5 protein-coding genes are annotated in these 25,956 nt (G+C 73.5%); 3 read left to right on the top strand and 2 right to left on the bottom strand.

Annotated elements, in window-relative coordinates; translation table 11 throughout:
• The first annotated feature begins 17 nt into the window (after window positions 1-17).
• Entirely contained in the window at window positions 18-1,091 is a 1,074-nt protein-coding gene (locus AC0KTA_RS36855) for an ABC transporter ATP-binding protein (protein ID WP_481052536.1), read from the top strand.
• Here the strand turns inward: AC0KTA_RS36855 and AC0KTA_RS36850 are convergent.
• Window positions 1,036-1,698 (bottom strand): NADPH-dependent F420 reductase, encoded by a 663-nt coding sequence (locus tag AC0KTA_RS36850; RefSeq protein WP_481052535.1) that lies wholly within the window; start codon window positions 1,696-1,698, stop codon window positions 1,036-1,038. The two genes, AC0KTA_RS36855 and AC0KTA_RS36850, sit on opposite strands and share 56 nt — an antisense overlap.
• 395 nt (window positions 1,699-2,093) lie before the next feature.
• On the opposite strand from AC0KTA_RS36850, the gene AC0KTA_RS36845 reads away from it, so the two are divergent.
• Window positions 2,094-2,966: an aldo/keto reductase gene (locus AC0KTA_RS36845; protein ID WP_481052534.1), complete on the top strand. Its 873-nt coding sequence runs from the start codon at window positions 2,094-2,096 to the stop codon at window positions 2,964-2,966.
• Window positions 2,967-3,198: 232 nt separating this feature from the next.
• On the opposite strand, the gene AC0KTA_RS36840 is transcribed toward AC0KTA_RS36845, so the two are convergent.
• The gene (locus tag AC0KTA_RS36840; RefSeq protein WP_481052533.1) at window positions 3,199-3,354 is read right to left on the bottom strand and encodes a hypothetical protein; all 156 of its coding nucleotides are present in this window, start codon (window positions 3,352-3,354) and stop codon (window positions 3,199-3,201) included.
• 89 nt (window positions 3,355-3,443) lie between these two features.
• Between AC0KTA_RS36840 and AC0KTA_RS36835 the strand changes: the two genes are divergently transcribed.
• Window positions 3,444-25,913, top strand: a complete 22,470-nt coding sequence (locus AC0KTA_RS36835; protein WP_481052532.1) for an amino acid adenylation domain-containing protein — start codon at window positions 3,444-3,446, stop codon at window positions 25,911-25,913.
• Window positions 25,914-25,956 lie beyond the last annotated feature (43 nt).

Raw genomic sequence — 25,956 nt, 5'->3', positions numbered from 1 at the left:
CACGAAGGCGTCACCTCATGACCACAGCGACCCACCTCACGACCACCGCCCCTCAACCGCTCCTCTCCGTACGGGACTTGACGACGTCCTTCCCGGCCAGGCGGCGCGGCACGGCCCCGGTGCGCGCCGTCGACGGCATCAGCTTCGACGTGGGCGCGGGCGAGACCCTCGGCCTCGTCGGGGAGTCGGGGTGCGGCAAGTCCACCACCGGCCGCACCATCGTGCGGCTCCTGGAGCCGACCAGCGGCACGGTCGCGTACGACGGCCGCGACATCAGCCATCTGTCGCAGCGTGCGCTGCGGCCCTTGCGCCGCGAGATTCAGATGGTCTTCCAGGACCCGCACTCCTCCCTCAACCCGCGCCAGACCGTGGCCCGGATCATCTCCGACCCCCTTCTGGTGCAAGGGAGTTCGGCCGCCGACGCCCGCAGGCGCGCCGTCGAACTGATGGAGCTCGTCGGGCTCATCCCCGAGCACAGGGACCGCTATCCGCACGAGTTCTCCGGCGGCCAGGCTCAGCGCGTCGGCATCGCGCGGGCGCTGGCCACCGGGCCGCGCCTCGTCGTCGCCGACGAGCCCGTCTCCGCCCTCGACGTCTCCGTCCAGGCCCAGATCGTCAACCTGATGGAGCGGCTGCAGCGGGAGCTGGGCCTGGCCTACCTCTTCATCGCCCACGACCTGTCGGTGGTCAAGCGGGTCTGTGACCGCGTCGCCGTCATGTACCTCGGCCGCATCGTCGAGATCGGCGCCAAGGAGCGGGTGTACGCGGCCCCGGCCCACCCCTACACCCGGGCGCTGCTGTCCGCCGTGCCGCTGCCCGACCCGGCGGCCGAGCGGGCCCGCGAGCGCATCACGCTCCTGGGCGACCCGCCGAGCCCGGCCGCGCCCCCGCCCGGCTGCACCTTCCATCCCCGCTGCCCCAAGGCGCAGGACATCTGCCGGACCGAGGCGCCGGTGCTGCGGATCGCCACGCCGGGCGAGGCGCGGCAGGTCGCCTGCCACTTCCCCGAGGGGACGGCACACGACGGTGCCGCGGTTACGCCCGGAACGTCGCCGGACGCTCGGGGGACGCCGCCGCGAGCGCCTCGGTGACCGCCGCGACGCCGGCCCGCAGCCCGTAGACCGGGGTGTCGGGCTGCTGGCGCCAGGACTCGTCGATGCCGCCGGCGTCGACGGTGTCGAAGCCCAGCTCGTCGATCAGGTCGCGGACCACCTTCTTGGCGGCCTCGTCGTCCCCGGCCACGGGCAGCGCCATCCGCTCGGGGTCGCCCTTGGGGAGCGGCTTGTCGAGGATGTCCGAGGCGTACGTGCCGTTGAACGCCTTGATCACCGGGTGGCCGATGTGCCGCTCGGTCCAGCGGCTCTCGGTCAGGCCGTCGTCCTCGATGGCGTCGATCCTGCCGTCGCGCTGCTGGGGGTAGTAGTTGCCGGTGTCGAGCACGACGAAGCCCTCGGCGGCCTCGTCGAACAGGCCGGACGGCAGGTCGGGAACGTTCTTCAGCGGAATCGTCACGACGACGAGCTCGGCGCCGCGCGCGGCCTCGGCGACGGTGACGGGCGTGGCCCCGGTCTCCTCGGCGAGTGCGGTGAGGGTCTGCGGGCCGCGGGAGTTGGCCACGGACACGTCGTGGCCGAGGGCGGTCAGACGGCGGGTGAGGTTGCCGCCGATGTTGCCCGCGCCGATGATGCCGATCTTCATGGGGTCCTCCAGGGATGTGCCGCGACCGGGTGCCGCTGCCGCATGTGGGGCTGCAACCGCGAGGTCGTCGGCACTATTTCCGCCGGGTTGCGGGAATATGTGGAGGCCGCCGCGCGTGCGTGGCGCGTCCGCCGGAGTGCGGCGCCGCGGAGCTCCTGAAGAAGCTGGGCTGACGCCGCTCGTGAGGTGGCCGGATCGGCGAGGAGCCCGCTCCCACCTGCGGCTTTCGGCTGTCCTGTCCGACGTGACGCCGGGCCGGTACCACACGGCACCGGCCCGCCGCGCACGGTCCCGGCGGCTGCCCGTGCACGGCCGAATCCGCTCTTCACCTGTTCTTACGCATAGGTTCGGAGTCACACATCTTGTCGTACGCACGTTGCGAAAGGACCGCTCCCATGAGCACCTCGAACCCCTCGCGCCCTGCCGACGCCTCGGGCACCTTCGCCCTCGGCGGCGACCTCCCCGTCAACCGCCTCGGCTACGGCGCCATGCAGCTCACCGGACCGGGCGTCTGGGGCGAGCCCAAGGACCGGGACGAGGCCGTTCGCGTACTGCGCCGCGCCGTGGAGCTCGGCGTGAACTTCATCGACACCGCCGACTCCTACGGCCCCATCGTCAACGAGGTCCTCATCCGCGAGGCCCTGCACCCGTACGCCGACGACCTGGTCATCGCCACCAAGGCGGGGCTGACCCGCTCGGGCCCGAGCGACTGGCGCCCGGTCGGCCGTCCCGAATACCTGCGTCAGCAGGCCGAGTTGAGCCTGCGCCACCTCGGTGTGGAGCGCATCGACCTGTTCCAGCTGCACCGTATCGACGAGCAGGTGCCGCTCGCCGACCAGATCGGCGAGCTCGCCCTGCTGCAGTCGGAGGGCAAGATCCGCCACATCGGTGTCTCCGAGGTGACGGTGGATCAGCTCAAGGCGGCCCGCGAGCACGCCGAGATCGCCTCCGTGCAGAACCAGTACAACCTGGTCAACCGCAGCTCCGAGGACGTGCTCGAGTACGCCGAGCGCGAGAACATCGCCTTCATCCCGTGGTTCCCGATCGCCACCGGCGAACTCGCCCGCCCGGGCGGCCCGCTCGACGCCGCCGCCAAGGAGCACGGCGCCGCCCCGTCGCAGCTCGCCCTGGCCTGGCTGCTGCGCCGCTCGCCGGTGATCCTGCCGATCCCCGGCACGTCCCGGGTGGCGCACCTGGAGCAGAACACCGACGCCGCGGGCATCAGCCTGACGGACGCGCAGTACGAGGCGCTCGCGGCAGCGGTCTGAGACACGCCGCCTCCGGCGCTCACCGCACGACGGTGAGCGCCGGCCGAGAACCTTGATCCTTACGTGGGTTCTGCAATGTATCGCTCGGCGGACAGCAACCTCTCCCGCTCGGTGGGGGAAAAGCTCGCGAGCGGCCCCGGGAGGGCTCCCCGCTCCACCTTGCTGCGGTGAGCCAGGAAGCCGCCGAAACCTTCTGAGCGCAATTCGCTGAATAGCAGGCGGATTTCTGTTGTCATGTCGACGGGACAGCCGCGCCGCCGGGATACTTTGTCGCGGCGGCGTCGTGAATGCCGGCGGGCATGCCGACTTCGACCGTTCCGGCACGAGCCAACCGCGGAACGCTGCCTTTCATTTCGCGCATCAACGGCGGGCGGATCAGATCCATCACGGGTCTGTTCCGGTATGCGAGGAACAGGAGCTGACTCGGTGATCTGTTTATCTTCGGTGCGACGCGGGGCGTGGTTCACGGAACGCCACGTGGATTCGACGACGGTCCGGGCGGACCTGCTCGTCCTGCGCCTGAAGGGCGAACTGGACGCGGACGCGCTGGCGTCGGCGGTCCTGGAGGTCACGGGTGCCGAAGACGGCGGCGACACCGAAGGCGGTGGCACCGCCGGGCTGGTCCGGCGCGGCACCGACGAGCATGTGGTGAACCTCCCGGTGCGCGGCGAAGGCGCGGGTGACGGGGCCGGGCGGTCGGCGTCGCTCGTGCGGGACCTGGAGACGGCATACGCCGCTCGCCGGGGAGGCCGTCCGCCCGGGCGTGGGCCGGACCCCGTCAAGGGCGCCGTCGGCACGGTGGAATTCGGCCTCGACGGCGAACTCCTGGACGCGGTCGAGGCGTTGGCCCTCCAGTGGGGCACCACAGCCCTCAGTGTGCTGGAGGCGGCGTTCGCGGTGCTGCTGCGGCGGCTCGGCGAGAGTGAGGGCGGGAGCGAGGGCCTGGCTGTGGGGCTGCCCATCGCCGGGGCCGTCACGACCACCGGAGCCGGCGGGGCCGACGGCGGGCCCGTGTGGCTCTTCACCGATGCCTCGGCGATCCCCGCGGCCCTGTGGCAGGACGATCCGTCGTTCGCCGAGCTGATCCGGCGGATGCGGGAACGGGACCCGGACGGCCAGGGCGCCGAGGGGCTTCCGTTCGCCCTGCACCGCCCCCTTGACGTGGGCTCCGGTGGTGGGGTGTCCGCTGTGCTCCAGTACGCCGACGCCACGTGCGACCGGCGGCGGGCGGAGTGGTTCGCGGAGCGGTTCGTGCGGGTCGTACGCCAGGTCGTGGCCGAGCCCGACCGGCGGCTCGGGACGGTCGGCGTGTCCTTGGTGCCGACGGGGCCGCGCGAGATGGAGGAGTGGCAGCGGCGCTGTCCAGGCCTCACGGAAGTGTGGCCGCTGACCCCGTTGCAGTCGGGGCTGCTTTTTCATGCGCTGTTGGGTGACTCCGCTGAGGGCGCCTATCGCATGCAGTTCGTGCTGCACCTGCGGGGGCCGGTGGACGGTGAGCGGTTGCGGGCGGCCGGGCAGGCCCTTCTGGACCGGCATGCGAATGTGCGCGTGGCTTTCATGGCGGGCGTTGACGGAGATCTGATTCAAGCCGTCGTGGCCGGGGTGGAGTTGCCGTGGCGCGCGGTGGACTTGACGGACGGGGAGACAGGAGCGACCGCCCCGGAATCCTTGGATGCGTTGTTGTCGGAGGAATTGGGTAAGCCCTTCGACTTCAGTGTGCCGCCCTTGCTGCGGATGGCTCTGGCCCGGACCGGGGAAGAGTCGTACGAGCTGATTCTGACGGCTCATCAAGTTCTTTTTGACGGGCTTTCGCTGCGCGTTCTGGTGAGGGATCTGCAACGTCTTTATGCGGCGGGTAGGGACACGTCCGCCGTGCCCCGGAATGCCGAATTCCGCGATTTTCTGGTGTGGCTGTCCGAGCAGGACCGGGATGCCGCTGCCCAGGTGTGGGCCGAGGAGCTGGCAGGGGTGTCGGAGCCGACGCTTCTTGCGCCCGTCGTCACGGCGGATCCCCCGGCCGACGGCCACGGCGAGGTCGAAGTGCCCCTGCCCGAGGAGACCGCGCACGCGTTGTCCCGGCGGGCGGACGCGCTGGACATCACGCCGGACACCCTGGTGCAGGGTGCCTGGGCGCTGCTCCTCGGCGCCCTCACCGGGCGGCAGGACGTGGTCTTCGGCGCGACCGTGCCGGGGCGTCCGGAGGCGGTGGCGGATGTCGAGGCGATGGCCGGTCTCTTCGTCAACACGCTCCCGGTGCGGGTGCGTCTGGCGGCCACGGACACCGTCGCGGATGTGCTGCGCGGCATGCGCGAGCGGCAGCAGGCGTTGCACGGCCATACCTGCGGACTGGCCGACATCCACCGGGTCACGGGCACGGGCCAGATGTTCGACACGCTGGTGACGTCCGAGAGTTACACGGTGGAGGACGGCGACGCGGGCGGCAGCTCCTTCGCGGTCACCGGCGTCCGCCCGTCGGTGGGCACCCATTACCCGCTCACGGTGACCGTCACCACGGCGCCGCTCCTGCGCGTGGCCGTGCAGTACCGGTCTCCCCTCGTCGGCCGCGCGGCCGCCCAGGACGTCGCGGAGCGCCTCGCGCACATCCTCGGGCAGATCGCCGCCGACTCCGGCGTGACCGTCGCCGGGCTCGACCTGCTCACGTCCGCCGAACGGACGCAGCTGCTGAATGGTGCGGACGACACCGCCTCGCCGGTCGAACAGGGCACCTTCCCCGGGATGTTCGAGCAGCAGGTCCGCGCAATGCCCGACGCGGTGACCCTCGAGTGCGGCGAGGAGTCACTGACGTACGCGGAGGTGGACGCCCGTGCCAACCGGCTCGCGCGTGAGCTGCTGCGGCGCGGGGTGACGAGTGAGACGGCGGTGGCGGTGTCGCTGGGCCGCTCGCCCGACCTCGTGGTCACGCTGCTCGCCGTGATGAAGGCCGGCGGGACCTATCTGCCGGTGGACCCGTCCTATCCCGCGGACCGGATCGCCTACATGCTGGCCGACTCCGGCGCCCTGCTCGCCGTGGCGGACGCCGCCACGGCGGCGGAGTTGCCCGAACTGGCCGTGCCCGTCCTGCGGTTGGACGACCCCGGGACCGCCGCCACGGTGGCCCGGCACGACGACGGCCCGGTGACCGACGACGAGCGGGGCGCCGCCCTGTCCGTCGCCGACGCCGCGTACGTCATCTACACCTCCGGGTCGACCGGGCGGCCCAAGGGCGTGGCCGTCACCCACTCCGGCATCGCCGCCCTCGTCGCCACGCAGCGGCGGCGCCTCGGCCTGACCGCCGACAGCCGCGTGCTCCAGTTCGCCTCACCGAGCTTCGACGTCTCGCTCTACGAGGTCTGGATGGCGCTGTTCACCGACGCCGTGCTGGTCCTCGCCCCGCAGGAGCGGCTCGCCCCCGGCGCCCCGCTGACGGGGACGATCGCCGAGCGGCGGATCACGCATGTCTTCCTGCCGCCCGCCGTGCTCGGCGCGCTGCCGCCCGGCTCGCTGCCCACCGTGACCTCGCTGGCGGTCGGCGGCGACGCGGCGACCCCCGAGCTCGTGACCGGTTGGTCCACCGGCCGGCAGATGGTCAACGCCTACGGCCCGACCGAGACCACGGCGATCGTGACCTTCAGCGACCCGCTGGCCGCCGACGGCCGCACGCCGCCCATCGGCCACCCCATCGCCCGCACCGACCTGTACGTCCTCGACGCCGCGCTGCGCCCCGTCCCCACGGGAGTGGCCGGAGATCTGTACGTGGCGGGCGACTCCCTGGCCCGCGGCTACCTGGGCCGTCCGGGCCTGACGTCCGAACGCTTCGTGGCCTGTCCGTACGGGGAGCCCGGCCGCCGCATGTACCGCACCGGGGACGTCGTCACCCGGGGCCGTGACGGGCAGTTCGTCTTCCACGGGCGCGCCGACGACCAGGTCAAGATCCGTGGCTTCCGCGTCGAACTCGGCGAAGTGCAGGCCGCGTTGAGCGAGCATCCCGACGTGGCCCAGGCCGTCGTCGTCAGCGACGCCCACGGCGGTGACCGGCGCCTCGTGGGCTACGTGGTGCCCGAGCCGGGCGCCACCGCGCCGGCCTCCGGGGAACTGCGCGCGTTCGTCGCCGCGCGGCTGCCCGCGTACATGGTGCCGTCGGTGGTCGTCCCCCTCGCCGAGGTGCCGCTGAACCCCAACGGCAAGCTCGACCGGCGCGCGCTGCCCGCACCCGACCGCACCGGCGCGGAGTCCGCGGGCCGCGGGCCGCGCACCGTGCGGGAGGAGGTGCTGTGCGCGCTGTTCGCCGAGGTGCTCGAGGTGGAGGCCGTCGGGATCGACGACGGCTTCTTCGACCTGGGCGGGCATTCGCTGCTGGTCACCCGTCTGGTGAACCGGATGCGTGCGGTGCTCGGCGTGGACGTCCCGATCGGGGCGGTCTTCGAGGCGCCCACCGTGGCGGGTCTCGCCGAGCGCGTGGGCGCGGAGGCCGGGTCGGCGCGTGCGCCGCTGCGGCGGGCCGACGTCCGGCCCGAGCGGGTGCCGCTGTCGTTCGCCCAGCACCGCCTGTGGTTCCTGGACCGCTACGAGGGCCCTTCGGCCACGTACAACCTCTCCTACGTGCTGCCTCTGAACGGTGAGCTGGACGTGGCGGCGCTCGCCTCGGCGGTGCGGGACGTCGTGGTACGCCACGAGAGCCTGCGCACGCTGTACGTCGCCGACGACCAGGGCGTCGCGGCGCAGATCGTGGTGGCCGAGGACGACGTCGTCCTCGACGTGCCGGTGCGGGAGGTGGCGCCGGATGCGGTGGACGCCGCCGTGGCGGAGGAAGCCGCGTACCGGTTCGATCTGTCAGCGGAGCTGCCCGTGCGGGCGTGCGTGCTGCGCCGCGGCCCGGACGAGCACGTGCTGGTGCTCCTGATCCACCACATCGCGGCCGACGGCGAATCCATGGCACCCCTGGCCCGCGACCTGACCACCGCCTACACCGCCCGACGACAAGGCGAGGCACCGCACTGGGACCAACTGCCGGTGCAGTACGCCGACTACACCCTCTGGCAGCGCCACCTCCTGGGCGAGCAGGACGACCCCGACAACCTCCTCACACGCCAACTGGCGTACTGGCGCGGGGAGTTGGCCGGTGTACGACAGCCGCTGCCGCTCCCCCTCGACCGGCCGCGTCCGCCGGTGGCCAGCCACGGGGGCGACACTGTCGAATTCGTCCTCGACGCCGATGTCCTGGCGGCCGTCAAGGAAGTGGCCCACGCTCAGGGCGCCACAGTACCCATGGTGCTCCAGTCCGCCCTCACGGTCCTGCTCCACCTCATGGGCGGCGGTGACGACCTGACCGTGGGCGTGCCGATCGCCGGGCGGACCGACGAGGAGCTCCGGGACCTGGTCGGGTTCTTCGTCAACACCTGGGTGCTGCGGGCCGATCTGTCGGGAGACCCGTCCTTCGAGGACGTGGTGCGGCAGGTGCGGGACAAGGCTCTCAAGGCCTACGACCACCAGGACGTGCCCTTCGAACGGCTCGTCGAGGCGCTGAACCCGGAGCGGTCCACCGCCTATCACCCGCTGTTCCAGGTGATGTTCGGCTGGCACAGCACCGGCGGCCAGGTCTTCGACGTGCCGGGGCTCCGCTCGGCCTTCGGCCTCGTCCCGACCGGTACCGCGAAGTTCGACCTCGCGTTCACGCTGGCCGACACCCCCGGGCGTGGCGTCGTGGGCGGCGTCGAGTACGCCACGGATCTGTTCGACCGGAGCACCGCCCAGGCCCTCGCGGACCGGTTCACCCGCCTCGTACGGGAGTTGGCGACGACCCCGGGTGCGCGGCTGCGCACGGTGGACGTGCTGGGGGCCGAAGAGCGCGACCGGCTGCTGCGCACCTTCAATGACACGGACGTCACCACGCCGGACCTGACGATTCCCGCGCTCTTCGAGCAGCGGGCCGCGGCGACGCCCGACGCCCCCGCGGTGGTGCACGGCGACAGCTCGCTGACGTACCGCGAGCTGAACGCACGGGCCAACCGGCTCGCCCGCGCGCTGGTGCGGCGCGGTCTCGGCCCCGACGACCTCGTGGCGGTGGCGCTGCCGCACTCGGCCGAGCTGGTCGTCGCGCTCCTCGGCGTGCTGAAGGCCGGTGCGGGCTATGTGCCCGTCGACCCCCGCTACCCGAGCGGCCGCGTGGGCCTCGTCCTGGCGGACGCGGACCCGCGGTTCGTCCTCACCGACACGGCGACGCGGGACGTGCTGCCCCCGCACGGGTGTGAGGAGGTGCTCCTCGACCAGCTGGACCTCGACGACGGCTCCGACAACGACGACGCGGACGGCACCGCCCGCCTGTCGCCGCAGCACCTCGCCTATGTGATGCACACGTCCGGCTCCACCGGCACCCCGAAGGGCGTCGGCGTCACCCACCGCGGCGTGGTGCGTCTGGCCTTCGACCGCTGTTTCGCGGGCGGTCACGAGCGCGTCCTGATGCACTCGACGCAGGCCTTCGACGCCTCGACGTACGAGCTGTGGGTGCCGCTCCTGCGCGGTGGCACGATCGTGGTGGCCCCTCCGGGCGCGCACGACCCGGCCGGCCTGGCGAAGGTGATCGCCGAACACCGGGTCACCGGGCTGCTGTTGACGGCGGGGCTCTTCCGGGTGGTCGCCGAGGAGCGGCCCGAGGCGTTCACGGGCGTGCGCGAGGTGTGGTCGGGCGGCGACGTCCTGCCCCCGGGCGCCGTCGAGCGCGTCCTGGCCGCCTGCCCGGGCACCGCGGTCGTCAACGCCTACGGGCCGACAGAGGCCTCCATGGCCGCGTCGGTGCACGCGCTGCGCCAGACGGCCGACGTGGGCACGGTCGTGCCGATCGGGCGGCCTCTGGACAACACCCGTCTGTACGTCCTGGACGCGGCGCTGCGGCCGGTGCCCACCGGGGTGCCCGGCGAGCTGTACATCGCCGGCGACCGGCTGGCCCGCGGCTATCTGGGCCGCCGCGCCCTGACCGCGGAACGCTTCGTGGCCTGCCCGTTCGGCGCGGCCGGTGAGCGCATGTACCGCACCGGCGACCTCGTGACCTGGACGCGCGAGGGCAACCTGGTCTACCAGGGCCGCACGGACGAGCAGATGAAGATCCGCGGGTTCCGGATCGAGCCCGGCGAGGTCGAGGCCGTGCTCACCGCGCACCCCGGTGTGGCGCAGGCCGTCGTGGCCGTGCGGGAGCAGCCGGGCGGCGCCCGTCAGCTCGTGGCGTACGTCGTGCGCGTCACCGAGGGCGGCATCGCGGGCACCGGCGACATCGACTTCCACGTCGGGGTGTCCGCCGCGGAGCTGCGCCGGTTCGTGGCCGGCCGGCTGCCGGAGTTCATGGCCCCGGCGGCGTACGTGATGCTCGACCAACTGCCGTTGGCACCGAACGGCAAGCTGGACCGGTCGGCGCTGCCCGAGCCCGAGTTCGCCACCGACGCCTACCGGGCGCCGCGCTCCCCGCGGGAACAGGTACTCGCGGACGTGTACGCCGAGGTCCTGGGCCTGGACCGGGTCGGCGTCGACGACGACTTCTTCGCGTCCGGCGGCGACAGCATCCGCTCGATCCAGGTGGTCTCGCGCGCCCGCACCCGGGGCGTGGAGGTCACCGCGCGCCAGATCTTCCAGCACCGGACGATCGCCGAACTGGCCCGTCTCGCTCCCACCGGCCACGAGGACGGCGCCGGAGCGCCGGTCCTCGCCGAACTCGACGGCGGCGGCAGGGGGCTGTTGCCGCTGCCGCCCATCGCGCGCTACATCCACGAGCGCGGCGGCGACACCGACCGGTTCTCCATGGCGGTCCTGCTCGACCTGCCCGAGGGCATCGACCGGGCCGGGCTGCTCGCCACCCTGGACGCGGTCGTCGACCACCACGACATGCTGCGTGCCCGCCTGGTGACCGACGAAGACGCGGAACCGGCCGGGCAGTTGCTGGTCGCCGCACCGGGCACGGTCGACACGGCGGCACTGCTGCGCCACGTGGACTGCGGGCCGGAGCACACGGCCGACGGCACGTGGTGGCAACGGGCGGTGGCGGCCGAGCGGGCCGCGGCGACGGACCTGCTCGATCCGGCGGCCGGGGTGATGGCGCGGTTCGTCTGGTTCGACCCGGGCCCCGCCGGCGAAGCGGGGCGGCTTCTGGTCGTCGTGCATCACCTGGTGGTGGACGGGGTGTCCTGGCGCGTCCTGCTGCCGGACCTCGCGGCCGCCTGGGGCGCGGTGCGCGCGGGCCGGACACCGGTGCTGCCTGAGGTGGGCACGTCGTTCCGGCGGTGGGCGCACGCGCTGGTGGCCGAGGCGAACAGCGAGCGCAGGGCGGCCGAGCTGCCCCGGTGGCTCGCCGTCGTGGACGGGCCCGATCCGGCCCTCGGCGACCGCCGGTTCGACCTCGCGGTGGACGTCCGGTCCACGGTGGACACCGTGCGCCTGCGGCTGCCCGCGTCCGTCACCGAAGCCCTCCTGACGGCCGTGCCCACGGCGTTCCGCTGCGGGGTCAACGACGGCCTGCTGGCCGGACTCGCCCTCGCCGTCGCCCGCTGGCGCCGCGCCCAGGGAGCCGACGCACCCTCCCCGGCCGACGACGCACTCTCGCAGCCGGACGAGGAACCCTCGCTCCTCCTCGGCCTCGAAGGCCACGGACGCACGGAAGCGGCGATTCCGGGAGCCGATCTGTCGCGCACGGTGGGCTGGTTCACCAGCATGTACCCCGTCCGCCTGAACGTGGCCGGATGCGATCTCGACGAGGCCTTCGCGGGCGGTGCCGCGGCGGGCGGCGCGGTCAAGGCCGTCAAGGAACAGCTCCTGGCCGTGCCCGACGACGGCATCGGCTACGGCCTCCTGCGCGAGCTCAACCCGCGGGCGGCCGCCGCGCTGCGCGCGCACTCCACCGGCCAGATCGGCTTCAATTACCTGGGCCGGTTCTCCCCCACCGACATGCCGGAACATCTGCGCGGCCTCGGCTTCACACAGGTCACCGACCTGGGCGCGCCGACCGGCGAGACGGCCCCGGACATGCCCGCGCTCACCGCCCTGCAGATCAACTCGATGGTCGTCGACACCGCGCACGGGCCGTGCCTCGACGCGGAGTTCGAGTTCGCCACCGGCGCGGTGTCCCGTGAGCGGATACAGGAACTCGCAGACCTGTGGGCCGCCGCCCTCGACGGGCTCGCCCGCCACGCCGACCGGCCGGACGCGGGCGGGCTCACGCCCTCGGACGTGCCGCTGGTGCCGGTCGGCCAGCACGACATCGAGGCATGGGAGCGCCGGTATCCGCAGCTCGCGGAGGTGTGGCCGCTCACGGCGCTCCAGTCGGGCCTGGTGTTCCACGCGCAGTACGCCGACGGGGAGCCGGACGCGTATGTCGTCCAGTTCGTCCTGCACCTGCGGGGGCGGGTCCAGGCCCCGCGGATGCGGGCGGCCGGGCAGGCTCTCCTTGACCGATACGCGAATCTGCGCACCGCCTTCACCGCGGCCGCCGACGGAGAACCCGTACAGGTCGTGGTGGACGGCGTCGAGCTGCCCTGGCGTGACATCGACCTGGCCGAAGAGGCCGGAGACGCCGGAGAGTTGGGAGCAGCCGGAGCAGCGGGAGCAGCCGGAGCAGCCGGAGAGGCGGGTGAAGGGAACACCGAGCGGAGCGCGGCCTTCGAGGCCTTCCTGACCGAGGACCTGCGCAAGCCCTTCGACGTCACCGAGCCCCCCCTGCTGCGCATGGCCCTGGTGAAGCGCGGCCCCGACCGCTTCGAGCTGGTCCTGACCGCCCATCACCTGCTGTTCGACGGCTGGTCGCTGCCGGTGCTCACCCAGGACCTGCTGCGGCTGTACGGGGCCGGAGGCGATGCCTCCGCACTGCCCGCGCCGCCCCGCTACCGGGACTTCCTGACCTGGCTTGCCAGGCAGGACCAGGAGGCGGCGGCGCACGCCTGGGCGCAGGAACTGGAAGGGGTGACCGAGCCGACGCTCCTCGCCCCCGTGGTGGCAGCAGGGCGGGGCGCGGCGGCGCCGCAACCCGAATCGGAGGAGACGGCGAAGACGGAGCCGACGGAGCCCGAGGCCGAAGGGTTCGGCCAGATCGAGGTGCCCGTCCCCGTGGACCTGGCCCGCGGACTCTCCGCGCGGGCCGCCGAGTTGGGCGTCACCCTGAACACCGTGGTCCAAGGCGCCTGGGCGCTGCTGATCGGCGCCCTGACCGGCCAGGACGACGTGGTGTTCGGCGCCACGGTGTCCGGCCGCCCGGCCGCCGTGCCCGACGTCGACGCGATGGCCGGCGCGTTCATCAACACGCTGCCGGTGCGGGTCCGCTGCAGGCCCGGCGACAGCCTCGCCCACCTCCTCACCGGCCTCCAGGACCGTCAGGCGGCACTGCTCGACCACCACCATCACGGCCTCACCGAGATCCACCGGGCCACCGGTACGAGCGTGCTGTTCGACAGCCTCGTCGCCTTCGAGTCGTACCCCGTGGACCGGGTGGGCTTCGGCGAGGCGATGGCGGCCGCGGGAGTGGAGGTCACCGGCATCCGCCCGCTGTCCGGCTCGCACTACCCGCTCACCGTGATGGCCGCCGCCGACCCCCACCTGCGGCTGACGCTCCAGCACCAGCGGGACACGCTCGACGCCAAGGCGGTCCGGGGCCTCGCGGACCGGTTCCGGCACGTCCTCACCCAACTCGCCGCCGACACCGACGCGTTGGTGAGCACGGTGGACGTACTCGCGCCCGAGGAGCGGGAGCGGGTGCTGCGCACGCTCAACGCCACGCACACGGCCGTGCCGGACGCGACGATCCCGGCGCTCTTCGCACGGCAGGCCGCGCGGACGCCGGACGCGGTCGCGGTGGTGTGCGGCGACGTCACCCACACCTACGCCGAGCTCGATGCCCGCAGCGACCGCCTGGCACGGGCGCTGGCCGGGCACGGCGTGGGCCCGGAGAGTGTCGTGGCCCTCGCCCTGCCGCGCACCGCGGCCCTGGTCGTGGGCGTCCTCGGCATCATGAAGGCGGGGGGCGCCTACCTGCCGATCGACCCGGCCCACCCGGCCGCCCGCCTCGGCCACGTGCTGGCCGACGCCGCGCCGCGCCTGCTCCTCACCGACGCCGACACCCTCCAGCGGCTGCCCGGGACGGCCACGCCGGCCCTCCTGTTCGAGGAGGCGGAACGCGCAACGGCCGCCGAAGGCCCGCGGGTTCCTGCCGCCCCGCGCCCGGATCACCTGGCGTACGTCGTCTACACCTCGGGCTCCACCGGGCGGCCCAAGGGAGTGGCCCTCAGTCACGCAAACGTCGTCAACGGCCTGGACGGGCTGGTCCGGCGGGCCGGCCTCGGGCCCGGCCGGCGGATGCTGAGCGCCACCTCCATCAGCTTCGACGTCGCCGCCTTCGAACTGTTCGCCACGCTCACCACCGGCGGGTGCGTCGAGATCGTCCGCGACGTCCTCGCCCTGGCCGAGGGCGACGGCTGGGACCTGGACGTCGTCAGCTCGGTGCCCTCCGCCTTCGCCGAACTCGTCGACGAGCTCGGTGACCGCGCGCGCCCGGCCGCACTGGTCCTCGCCGGGGAAGCGCTGTCCCCGGCGCTGGTGGAGCGAATACGGGCCCACTGGCCGCGGGCCCGGATCGTCAACGGCTACGGCCCCAGTGAGACGTTCTACGCCACCACGCACACCCTGCGGCCGGACCACTCCTACGCGTCCGGCGTGCCCATCGGGCGTCCGCTGGGCAACCTGCGCGCCTACGTCCTCGGTCCGGGCCTCGCGCCCCTGGCGGAAGGCGCCGTCGGCGAGCTGTACCTGGCCGGTGCCGGGGTCGGCCGCGGCTACCGGGGGCGGCCCGCGGCAACCGCCGAGCGGTTCGTCGCCGACCCGTTCGGCCCCGCCGGGGAGCGCATGTACCGCACCGGCGATCTGGCCCGCCGGAACGTCCACGGCGAACTGGAGTACCTGGGCCGCACCGACGCCCAGGTCAAGATTCGCGGCCATCGCGTCGAGCCCGGCGAGATCGAGGCCGCCCTCACCTCGCACCCGCACGTCGGCCAGGCGGCCGTGACGGCCCACGGTGCCGCGGACGCCCGTCGGCTGGTCGCCTACGTCGTGCCCACCGCCGGCGGCGCTTCCCGGCCCGGCCCCGCCGAGCTCCGGGCGTTCGCCGCCGACCTGCTGCCCGCACACATGGTGCCCAGCGCCTTCGTCACCCTCGACCACCTGCCGCTGTCCCCCCACGGCAAGCTCGATCACCGGGCACTCCCGGTCCCCGAGCTCCAGTCCGCCACCGTCTTCCGGGCGCCCCGCACCCACCGGGAAGAAGTGCTGTGCGCGCTGTTCGCCGAGGTGCTCGGGATCGAGAGCGTCGGGATCGACGACGGCTTCTTCGACCTGGGCGGGCATTCGCTGCTGGCCACCCGGCTGGTGAACCGGATGCGGGCGGCCCTGGGCGTGGACGTCCCCATCCGGGCGGTCTTCGAGGCACCGACCGTGGCACGCCTCGCGGAACGCGTCGGCACGCACACGCACCCGTCGCGTCCGGCCCTGCGCCGGGCCGAGGTCCGGCCCGAGCGGGTACCGCTGTCCTTCGCCCAGCAGCGCCTGCGGTTCCTCGACGAGCTGGAGCCGCTGCCGACGTACCACCTTCCGCTCGTGGTCCGGCTCCGCGGTCGACTGGACGTGGCGGCGCTGGCGTCGGCGGTACGGGACGTCGTGGCGCGGCACGAGAGCCTGCGCACCCTGTTCGTCGCCGACGACCACGGCGACGCGGCCCAGGTCGTCGTGCCGGAGGACCGCGTCAGCCTTGAGGTGCCCGTACGGGACGTCGCTCCGGACGCGGTGGCCGCCGCGGTGTCCGGGGAGGTGAGCCGCAGGTTCGATCTGTCGGCGGAGCTTCCGGTGCGGGCGTGCGTGCTGCGCCTCGGACCGGACGAACACGTCCTGATCCTGCTGATGCACCACATCGCGGCCGACGGCGAGTCCATGGCACCCCTGGCCCGCGACCTGACCACCGCCTACACCGCCCGACAACAAGGCGAGGCATCGCACTGGGACCAACTGCCGGTGCAGTACGCCGACTACACGCTCTGGCAGCGCGAGCTGCTCGGCGACGAGGACGACCCCGACAGCCTCCTCACGCGCCAACTGGCGTACTGGCGCGAGGAGTTGGACGGCGTGCGCGAGCCGCTGTCCCTCCCCCTCGACCGGCCCCGTCCCCCCGTGGCCACACATCGAGGTGACACCGTCGCCTTCACCCTCGACACGGACACCGTGAACGCCGTCAAGGAAGTGGCCCACGCCCAGGGCGCCACCGTACCGATGGTGCTCCAGTCCGCCCTCACGGTGCTGCTGCACGTGATGAGCGGCGGTGACGACCTGACCGTCGGGTCGTCCATCGCGGGGCGCAGGGACGACGGGCTGGCGGAGCTGGTGGGCTTCTTCGTCAACACCTGGGTGCTGCGCGCGGATCTGTCGGGCGACCCGTCGTTCGAGGACGTGGTGCGGCAGGTGCGGGACAAGGCCCTCAAGGCCTACGACCACCAGGACGTGCCCTTCGAGCGGCTCGTCGAGGCGCTGAACCCGGAGCGGTCCACCGCCCACCACCCGCTGTTCCAGGTGGCGTTCTCCTGGCAGGAGGCGAGCGGTGGCCTCGAACTCGGCGAGGTGCGGGCCACCCCGGAACCGGTCGTGACCGGGACCGCGAAGTTCGACCTGCTCTTCCAGCTCGGAGAGCCGACCCAGGAGAAGCGGCGGGCCGGGCAGGGACTCTCCGGGCTCGTCGAGTACGCCGTCGACCTCTTCGACCGCGCCACGGTCACGGCCCTGGCCGACCGGTTCGCCTGCCTCGTACGGGAATTGGCGACGCGTCCGCGGACCCGGCTCGACGCGGTGGACGCGCTGACGTCCGCCGAGCGGGACCTGCTGCGCGACATCAACGACACCGCCGCGCCCACACCGCCGGTGACAGTCCCGGCGCTCTTCGAGCGGCGGGCCGCCGAGACACCGGACGCCGTCGCCCTGGTGCGGGGCGCCGAGTCCCTGACGTACCGAGAGCTGAACGTCCGCGCCAACCGGCTCGCCCGCACGCTGGTGCGGCGCGGCGTGGGCCGCGAGTCGCCGGTGGCCGTGGCCGTGCCCCGGTCGCCGGAGTACGTGGTGACGGTCCTCGCCGTGCTGAAGGCCGGCGGGGTGTATGTGCCGCTGGCCCACGACGACCCGGCGCAGCGCCTGGCGTCGATGCTGCGCGACGCGCACCCCGTGCTGCTCGTGACCACCTCCGGCGCCGCGGCCGATCTGCCCGAGACGGGGTGTCCGCGCCTGGTCCTGGACGATCCGGCCACCGCGGCGGCCGTGTCCGGCGAAGCGGGGGACGACCTGCCGGACGCGGGACTGCCGGACCGGCTCGCGTACGTCATCTACACCTCCGGGTCCACCGGCGTGCCCAAGGGCGCCGGGGTCAGCCACCGCGCCGTGGTGGACCTCGCGGCGGACCGGGGCTGGGCGGGCGGCGCCCACGAACGGGTGCTCCTGCACTCGGCGCCGACGTTCGACATCTCCGGGTACGACATGTGGGTGCCGCTGCTCAACGGCGGCACCGCGGTGGTGGCTCCGCCCGGGAAGCTCGACGTCGACATGTTCGCCGAGCTCGTCGCGGAGCACCGGGTGACCGGGGTGTGCATGTCGGCGGGGCTCTTCGCCGTGATCTCCGGGGAACGGCCGGAGAGCTTCACCGGGGTGCGCGAGGCGCTGACCGGTGGCGAGCAGGTGCCCCCGGACGCGGTGGCCCGCGTACTGCGCGCCTGTCCGGGGACCACGGTCGTCAACGCCTACGGGCCGACCGAGGCGACGGTGTACGCCACCTGCCACCGGCTCGCCTCCGCCGACCGGGTCGGTGCGGTGGTCCCCATCGGGCGTCCGCTGGACAACACACAGGTGTACGTCCTCGACGGTCTGCTGCGGCCCGTCCCGCCCGGCGTGGAGGGCGAGTTGTACCTGGCGGGCTCGGGCCTGGCACGAGGCTACACGCACCGGCCGGGGATCACCGCGGAGCGGTTCGTGGCCTGCCCGTTCGGGCCGCCCGGTGAGCGCATGTACCGGACCGGGGACGTCGTGGCCTGGACGGAGGACGGGGAGCTGGTGTTCAAGGCCCGCGCCGACGACCAGATGAAGATCCGCGGCTTCCGTGTCGAGCCCGGCGAGGTGGAGGCGGCCCTCATGGCACACCCGGAGGTGGGCGGGGCGGCCGTGGTCGCCCGGGAGGCCCCCGGGGGCGCCGGCGGGCAGCAACTGATCGCCTACGTGGTACCGGCCGCGGGCACCGGCGACGCACACACCGAAGGCGCCCAAGGCCTCGCGGCCCTCGTACCGGAGGAGCTGCGCGCCCACGTGGCGCGGCGTGTGCCGCCGTACATGGTCCCCGCCGCCTTCGTCCCGCTGGACACCTTCCCGCTCACCCGCCACGGCAAGGTGGACCGCCGCGCCCTGCCGTCCCCGCCGCGCCCGGAGGCCCGGCACCCGGTCGCGCTCGCGCGGCCGCGTACGGCCACCGAGCGGGCGGTCGCCGCGATCTGGGCCGAACTGCTCGGCCGGGACGAGATCGGCGTGCACGAGAAGTTCTTCGAGGCCGGCGGGACCTCCCTCTCCCTGCTCACGCTGAGCCGCCGGCTGGCCGGACTCGGCCCCCACAAGGTGCCCTTGAGCGCCCTCTTCGAGCACACGACGGTCGAGGCGATGGCACGCCTGGTCGACAACCGGCCCGACCGCGAAACCACCCGCGACACCAACCGCGAAACCACCGACGAAACGAGGCGAGTTATGACGCACCCGAGCCACTCCGGCCGGGAAGCCGTGGCGGTCATCGGGGTGGCCCTCGCCCTCCCCGACGCCGACGACCTGGACACCCTGCACCGGAACCTGCTCGACAGCCGGGTCAGCGTCCGCGCGCCGGGCATGGAGCGGGTCCACTACGCCGGCGCACCCGCGGACGCGGGCTATCTGCACATGGGCTACCTGGACCGCATCGACCTCTTCGACCACCGGTTCTTCGATCTGTCGCTGCGCGAGGCGGAGCTGATGGACCCCCACCAGCGCATGGCCGCCCAGCTCACCCACCGGGCGATCGAGAACGCCTGCTACGCGCCCGGTGAGCTGAAGGGCTCCAACACGGCGGTCGTCATGACCACCCCCGAACCCCACTACTCCGGCCTGTACACCGAGGACGACCCGCAGCAGCTCCTCGGCTCGCACCCGTCCGCCACGGCGGCGCGCGTCTCCTACCTCTTCGACTTCGCCGGTCCTGCGCTCGTGGTGGACACCGCGTGCAGCAGCAGCCTGACCGCGCTCTCCGTCGCCGTGGACTACCTGCGCGACCAGCAGGTGGACCTGGCGGTCGCCGGAGGGCTCAGTCTGTACCCGGCGATGGTGCCGGAGAGCGACTACGTGCCCATGCTCGGCATCTCGTCCACGAAGAACGTGTGCCGTCCCTTCGACGCCGGGGCCGACGGCTCCACCGGCGGGGAGGGCGGCGGGGTCGTCGTCCTCAAACGCCTGTCCGACGCGCTCGCCGACGGCGACCACATCCACGCCGTGATCCGCGGCGTCGCCGTCAACCACAACGGCTCGCGCGCCACGAGCATGAGCGCGCCCAGCGCCCAGGGCCAGGCGGACGCGATCGTCGAGGCCTGGCGGCAGGCGGGCTCGGGCCCCGTCGACTACGTCGAGTGCCACGGCTCGGGCACCCGGCTCGGCGACGTCATCGAGGCCGAGGGACTGCGGCAGGCCTGTGCCGAGGTGGGGCTGACCGACCCGTTCGGGATCAGCGGCATCAAGGGCAACATCGGCCACCTCAACCACGCCGCCGGTGTCGCCGGGCTCTTCAAGGTCCTGGCCGGGCTCCGGCACGGCACCCGGTACCCAAACCCCAACTTCAGCACGCCCAACCCGCTCATCGACTTCAGCGGCCCGGTCACTGTCGACGCCGACGCCACGCCCTGGGAGCCCGCGCCGCACACGACGCGCCGGGCGGGCCTGAGCTCCTTCGGCCTGACCGGCACCAACGTGCACGCCGTCATCGAGGAGCCGCCCGCCACGGCCCAGGAGCCCGCGGGCCGGGAACCGGCGGCCCAACTGGTCACCCTCTCCGCGAAGTCCCCCCGGGCGCTCGCGGCCTACGCGCGACGCGTCGCCGCTTTCCTCGACACGACCGACCACCGGCTGTCCGACATCGCCCACGCGCTGAACCGGGGCCGTGACGACCATCCGTACCGCTGGGCGGGCGTCGCGCGCGACAAGCGCGAACTGGCCGCCCTGCTGCGCGCGGCCCGCCTGGAGGAGCGCGAGCCGACACCGTCGGCCCCGCTCGTGCTGCTGTTCTCCGGCGACGCGGACCTGGACGACACCGCGTGGACCAGCCTGTGTGCGGCCTTCCCGGAGCTCGCCGACGCCGGTGACGCCACCGAGGGCACGCCCGGCGCCCGACTGCTCACCCGGCAGCTCGCGGTCTACCAGATCGCGCGCTCCTTCGGCCTGACCGAGGCGCGCCTGGTCGGCTCCGGCGTCGGCAACCTCGCCGTGCGGTCGGTGCAGGACCCGGCGACGGCGGACGAGGCCCGCCGCAAGGCGGCCGAGTCCTCCCTCACCGGCCAGGTCGACGAGGCCGGGCTGCGGCACGCCGCGCGCAACCTCGTCGAGGAGGGCGCCGTGGTGGTCGAGCCGGCCAGGGACGGCACGCTGGCGCGGGAGCTCTCCCGGGTCGTCCCCGAGCTGCCCGTCGTCCGTCTCTTCGCCGACCCCTCACGCGACGGCGTGCTCTCGGCGCTCGCCGCGCTCTACGCGCTCGGCGTGGACCTGGACTGGAACCAGTACTACGCGGACACCGGCGCACGCCGCATCGAGGTGCCGACGTATCCCTTCGACGCGGACGAGGTGTCCTGCTGGTGCCTGCCGCCGGGCGGTCCGCGGCCCGAGCGCGGCGACGCGGCGGCCCCGGCCCCGCAACCGGCCCGGCAGCCTGCTCCGGCTCCGGCTCCGGCTCCGGTACCGAGCGCACAGGCCGAAGACACCGAGAGCACCCTGGCCGCGCTGTGGACGCGTGTCCTCAAGGCCGACGGGGTGGACGCGGACTCCAACTACTTCGAGCTGGGCGGCACGTCCATCGCGGGCATCACCGTCCTGCGGGACGCCGAGCGGCACTTCGGCGTCCACCTCACCTTCGCCGACCTGCACCAGCACCCCACGCTGCGGACGCTGGCCGGTCGCATCGACGCCCTGCGCGCCGCCGGGACCGAGCACGACGACTGGACGATCACGCCGCTCCCCCGCCCGGGCCGGCTGCCGCTCTCCTTCAACCAGGAGCAGCTGTGGTACCTGGACCGGCTCCAGCCGGGCACGCCCCTCTACAACCTCCCCGTCAACACGCGCTACACCGGTGACTTCGACCTCGACGCGTTCACCGGCGCGCTACGGGACGTGGTGGGCCGCCACGAAGTCCTGCGCACCCGCATCCTGGACGAGGACGGCCGCCCCTACGCGCTCGCCGACCTGCCCGAGCCGCACCTGACGTTCCTCGACCTCGCGGCGCTGCCCGAGGCCGAGCGCACCGCGGAGCTGGGGCGGGCGATCACGGCGGAGGCGACGGCGCCCTTCGACCTCGCGCGGGGGCCGCTGCTCCGCACCGTGGTGATCAAGCTCGGCGAGCGGGACCACGTGTCCCTGCACACCTTCCACCACATCGCCTTCGACGGCTGGGCCCCGGCCGTCTTCTACCGCGAGCTGTCCGCTTGTTACACGGCACGGCGCGCCGGGCACCGCGCCGACCTGCCCGACCTGCCTGTGCAGTACGCGGACTTCGCGGCCTGGCAGCGTCAGTGGCTGGACACGGAGCGCATGGAGCGCGGCCTCACGTACTGGCGCGAGCAGCTGCGCGATCTGGAGGTCGAGGAGCTGCCGCTCGACCGCCCGCGCCCGGCCGTGCAGTCCTTCCGCGGCGACACCGTGAAGTTCGCGCTCGACCACGGACTCGCCCGGCGGCTGCGCGCGTTCAGCGCGGGCGAGAGCACGACGAGCTTCGTCACCATGCTCGCCGTCGTCGACGCCCTGCTGCACCTGTGGGCAGGCCGGCGGGACGTGGTCGTGGGCGCCGCCACCACGGGCCGGTTCAACCCCGTGACCCACGACCTGGTCGGCTATTTCAACAACCTGCTGCCGTTCCGTACGAAGGTGGAGCCGCGGCTGAGCTTCCGTGAACTGGTGGGCCGGTGCTCGACCACGGCCACCGGGGTCCTGGACCACGAGGAGATCCCGTTCGCGAAGATCGTCGCCGACGCCGACCACCGCGACCCCTCGCGGCACCCGGTGTTCACGGTCTGCTACACCCACCAGAACACCACCGCTGCCTCGCTCGACCTGGCGGGTCTGCGCCCGCAGGCCCTCGCGGACGACCTCGCCGGGGTCTCCGGCGTCGCCCCGGGTACCTCGAAGTTCGACCTCACCTTCGGTCTGTACGACCAGGACGACAGCCCGATGACCGGCTACCTGGAGTACGCGGTCGACCTGTTCGACGCCGCCACCGCACGCCGCCTCGCCGCTCTCTTCGAGTCCATCGCCGCGGCCGTGATGGCCGACCCGGACCGGCCGCTGCACGAGCTCGCCCACCTGGTGGAGCAGTACGACCCTGCCCACCTGGTGGAGCAGTCCGACGGGGACAGCGGCACCGCCGAGCCCTCGATCTCCATCGGCGAGCACCGCGAGTTGGAGGACGACGCCACCGCCGACCTCTCGATCCTCATCGGCGAGCACCGCGAGTTGGAGGACACGCGCCTGGTGAGCGAGGTCTTCCAGGCGCACGCCGCGCGGCGGCCGGACGAGCTCGCGGTGATCGACGCCGCGGGCAGCCACACCTTCCGCGACATCGACCGGCGCGCGAACCGGCTGGCCCGGCGGTTGGCAGCACACGGCGTCGGACCGGACAGCACCGTCCCGGTGCTCGCCGCCCGCGGCGCCGACCTGGTGGTCGGCTGGCTCGGCGTGCACAAGGCGGGCGCCGCCATCGCCTCCCTCGACCCGGCCGTGCCCGAACGGCGCGTTCACTCCATCCTCGCCGGGATCACCGCGTCCGTCCTGGTCGTGGGCGAGGGCATGACCGCTCCCGGCGGCGACGGCACCGCCGTCGTCCGGATCGGCGACACCGGGCCGGGCCGGGACACGGACGCGGACGCCGACACCGCACCGCGGCAACGGGCCGGCCTGGACAACCTGGCCTACGTCGTCCACACCTCCGGCTCGACGGGCTTCCCGCAGGGCTGCGAGGTCGAGCACCGCGGTCTGCTCAACGTCCTGCGCTGGTACGGCCGGGAGGCCGGGCTCGACACCGGGGACCGCGTCGCGCAGATGGCCGCCGCCGGCTTCGACCTGGCGATGTTCGAGGTCATGTCCGCCCTGTACCACGGTGCCACCCTGTACTTCGTCGCCGATCCCCTGCAGACCCCTCAGGCCCTCCTCGGGGAACTGGCCGCGCACCGCGTCACGGTTGCCTGCATGCCGACGCCGCTCGCCGAGGCCGTCCTCTCCGACCTGCCCGAGGTGCCGGACCTCGCGCTGCGCCGCGTGCTCACCGGCGGTGACCTGCTGCGCGTGCGGCCGCCGCGGCACACACCGTTCGTGCTGATCAACGGCTACGGGCCGACGGAGTGCGTGGTCCTCGCCACCGCCACGCCGGTGGCGGCCGCCGGGGCCGCCCCCGACGTCATCCCGGACATCGGCCGGCCTCTGCCCAACGTCCGCGTCTACATCCTGGACGACCGTCTGCTGCCGGTGGCGCGCGGCGAGCGGGGCGAGGTGTACATCGGCGGCGCGCACGTCGGCCGCGGCTACCACCACCAGCCCGGCCTCACCGCCTCCCGGTTCGTCGCGAACCCCTTCGCGGCCGAGCCCGGCGCCCGGATGTACCGCACCGGTGACCTGGCCCTGGTGCGCGCGGACGGCAGCCTGGAGTTCCAGGGGCGCGCCGACCACCAGCTCGAACTGCGCGGCTACCGCGTGGAGCCCGCCGAGATCGAACGGGCACTGCTGGCGCACCCGCGCGTGCGCGAGGCCCTCGTCCTCGGCGAGCAACAGCCCTCCGGCGCCCCGCTCCTGGTGGCGCACGTCGCCGGCCATGACCTGCCCGACGAGGCCGAGCTGACGCAGTGGGTGGCCGGCGCGCTACCGGCCTACATGGTGCCGGGCCGCGTACGGCGCCACGCCGACCTGCCCAGGACGAGCAACGGAAAGCTCGACCGCCAGACGATCAGGAAGAGGGACATGTCCGACAACGACACGATGAACGAGCTGACGTCGGTGACGACGGCCGTGGTCCCGGGGGCCGTCCTCGACGAGGCGGGACGCGAGGCCGAGCGGATCCTCGGGGGGATATGGGCCGAGCTGCTCGGTGTCGCGCGGGTGGAGCCGGGCGACAACTTCTTCCGGATCGGCGGCGACTCGCTGCTGAGCGTGGGGATCGCCTCGCGCGCCACGCGGGCCGGTCTTCCCCTCACCCCGCACGACGTGCTGAGCCACCCCGTCCTGCGCGAGCTCGCCACCGTCGCCGCGAAGGGCGCCGTCCCCCAGCCCGCCGCCGCCACCGTTGTCGCGCCCGCTGCCACCGTCGCCGCGCCCGCCATCGCCACCGCCGCGCCCACGGTGCGCGTGCCGCGTGAGCCGGTCCCGCCGGCTCCTCTGGTCGCGGCCCTGCTGGCCGCCGCGCCCGGGGGTGCCCGGGACTTCGTCACTCCGGTGATCCTGGAGACGACGGCGGGCGTCGGAGCGGACCAGGTACGGGCGGCGTTCGAGCGCCTCGTCGAACTCCAGGAGCCGCTGCGCTACCGGTTCCGGCGCAACAGCCTCGGCTGGCGCATCGAGTGCGTCGAACGCGAGAGCGCCCCGTTCGTCGACGCCCGGGTGCTGCCGCCGCTGGACGAGGAGCAGTTGCAGACGTATCTGGAGGCCGACCTCGACGAGCTGCTCGCGGACGTCGACCCAGGCCGCGGCCCGGTGCTGCGGGTCCGGTTCTACGACCGCGGCGCCGACCTGCCGGGCATCGTCGTCCTCGCGATCCACCACTTCGTCTACGACTCCACGTCGTTCGTGCCGCTCATCGAGGACCTCAACGCCGCGTTCGCGGGCGAGGTCCCGGCCGCCCCGCCCCGGGCCGCCTGGCGCGAGTGGACCGGGCTGCTGCGCGCCATGGCCACCTCCGACGAGGTCGCCGGCGAACTCCCGTACTGGAAGGGCATCCTGAGCGCGGCGGCCGGCGCGCAGCCCCTGCCGGAGAACGGTACGCCGGGCACGCCCCCTGGACTGGTGCGCCGCACCCTCGCCGCCGACCGGGTCGGGGCGCAGCTGACCGAGAACGGCCCCGGCGGGCAGCACGCCGCGATGGCCGCGGTCGCCGTGGCCTGGTCGCGGTGGCGCGGCGCGCCCGACGCCTTCCTGAGCACCGTGGGCATGGGGAGTGCGCCGAACGCGCTGTGGCACGGCGACCGCACCGACTCGATCGGCTGGTTCACCCATCTGTTCCCGGCCTACCTGCGCGTGGCGCCCGGGGCCACGGTCGCCGAGACCCTGCCGGGCGTCGCCGCGGCCATGCGCTCGGTGCCCAACGACGGCATCGGGTACGGGGTGCTGCGCCACCTGAGCCCCGCGACCCCGGCGGTGTCGCAGGTGCGCGCGCTGCCCGAGCCGCCGGTCCTGGTGGAGCACGTGGCCAGCGGCAACGACGGGCTCACCAAGCTGGGCGGCGCCTACGTGCGGCCCCGCCCGATGACCCTCGTGACGCTGCCCGACTCGATGCTCGGCCAGGTGCCCGTCGTCGTGGAAACCCACGTGCAGGCCGGGGTGCTGGAGCTCGGCGTGGTCCACCGGAGCTCCGTCGCCGCCGCGGACATGGAGTCCTTCGCCGATCATCTGGTCGAGGCGTTCGCCGAACTCGCCGCGGACGGGGGCCGCTGACTGTCTCCCGGGGTGTGCGGGGGTTCCCTGCACACCCCGGGCT

Source organism: Streptomyces sp. Y309, from assembly GCF_056712025.1.
Note: the sequence above shows the minus strand (reverse complement) of the source record. Positions and strands in the feature narration are given on the sequence as shown.